General features: G+C 71.5%; 2 protein-coding genes. Both read left to right on the top strand.

Translation table 11 applies throughout. From position 1 onward, the window contains the following. Window positions 1-384 precede the first annotated feature (384 nt). Window positions 385-876 carry a DUF2939 domain-containing protein gene (locus tag AC2W7C_RS17600; RefSeq protein WP_486002527.1) on the top strand — a complete coding sequence of 164 codons (492 nt, stop codon included), beginning with the start codon at window positions 385-387 and terminating at the stop codon, window positions 874-876. Window positions 877-911: 35 nt separating this feature from the next. Further along, entirely contained in the window at window positions 912-1,616 is a 705-nt protein-coding gene (locus AC2W7C_RS17595; RefSeq protein ID WP_486002526.1) for a hypothetical protein, read from the top strand. The last annotated feature ends 68 nt before the right edge of the window (window positions 1,617-1,684 follow it).

Below are 1,684 nucleotides of genomic sequence, written 5' to 3'. Positions count from 1 at the left end.
AGGGGCGCTACGCCTCGCAGCGGACGTCCGCGCCGGAAGGCGGGACCGCGACGGCCCCTTCCCGACGCCGGTGTTCTGGGGCGTGAACCGGGCCGGCTGGGCGGTCAGCCGACGCGGGCGGTTCGGACACCATCTTCACCTTCGAGCGGCGCGGGCCATTCGAGTGGAAGCTGGTCCATATCGGCTTGCCGGACGGGGCGGCTCCGACCCCGGCGGCCGCTCCCGAGGTCGCTCCGGCGGCGCCCGTGTCTCCCAAGCGCTAGCGAACCCTTCCGACTCGCGGCAACCGTGACCGTGGGGAGGCGTTACGACGCCGGAGGGTGACATGAGTAGAAAGCTGCTGATCGGCCTGGCTGTGGCGGTCGTGGCCGTGGCCGTCGTCGCATGGGCCGCCGCGCCGATCTTCGCGGGCCAGGCCTGGTACGGGCCGCCAAGGCCGGAGACGCGCGCAAGCTGGAACAGCTGGTCGACTTCCCCGCCCTGCGCGCCAGCCTGAAGGACGAGCTGAACCAGGAGCTGGTCAGCCGCATCCGCCGCGATCCCAGGGTCGAGGAAAGGGGTCTGGGCGGCCTGGGCGCGCTGCTGGCGCCGATGATCCTGTCCGGCGCGGTCGACACGGTGGTGACGCCCGAGGTGCTGGCCCAGATGGTGACCACGGCCGAGGCCCCCGATCCCACGCGAACCTCCCCGCCCGAGCCGACGGACAGGGCCGACGACCGGGACATCCACCAGTCCTGGGGCTATCGTGACCTGAACCGCTTCGCCGTCACCCTGACGGACCGCGACCATCCGGACCAGCACCTGGCCCTGATCCTGGAGCGGCGGGGCGTGTTCGCCTGGAAGCTGGCGGCGGTGGACCTGCAGAACGAGGACTGAGTACGAAGGGGGATCGTCCTGTCCGGAGTCCTCCCATGTCCCGTCCGTCCTTCCTGGTCGTCTATTCCGCCATCGCCACCACCGTCCTGGGGGCCTTCGCGGTCACCGAGGCGGTCGGGGCGCCCGAGCGCACGGCCTTCGAGGAGATCGACGTCAAGCGCATCAACATCCGCGAGGACGACGGCACCCTTCGGATGACCATCTCCAACACCTCGCGCTTCCCCGGGATCATCTTTCGCGGCGAGGAGCGGCCGCACCCGAACCGGGTCACCGCGGGGATGCTGTTCTTCAACGACGAAGGCACCGAGAATGGCGGCCTGATCTTCGGCGGCGAGCGCCAGGCCGACGGCTCGGTCGAGGGGTACGGCCACCTGAGCTTCGACCAGTTCGAGCAGGACCAGGTGGTCGCCCTGAACCAGATCGAGGAGGACGGCCGGCGTACGGCGGGCCTGACCATCTCGGACCGTCCGGACCAGTCGCTGGAAGTCGCCACGGCGCGGCTGGAAGGCCTGACCGGAGACGCGCGGGCGGCCGAGCTGGAACGGCTGAGGGCGGAGGGCGCATTCGGCGCCCCTCGGGCCTATTTCGGCAAGGACGCCGAGCGGGCGTCCAAGATGGACCTGCGCGACGCCCAGGGACGGACGCGGCTGCGGCTGCATGTGACGGCCGAGGGCGAGGCCTCGATCCAGTTCCTGGACGAGGCGGGCCGGGTGACCCGCACCGTCACGCCGGAGGGCTGACCTAGCCCGCCAGCGCCGCACGAACCGCCGCCAGGCCGTCCTCGGCCTTGGCCGCCGTCAGGCGCGCC

This window comes from Brevundimonas sp. CURTG3B2_SDJG, assembly GCF_057364705.1.
This window is presented reverse-complemented; position numbering and strand designations above follow the sequence as displayed.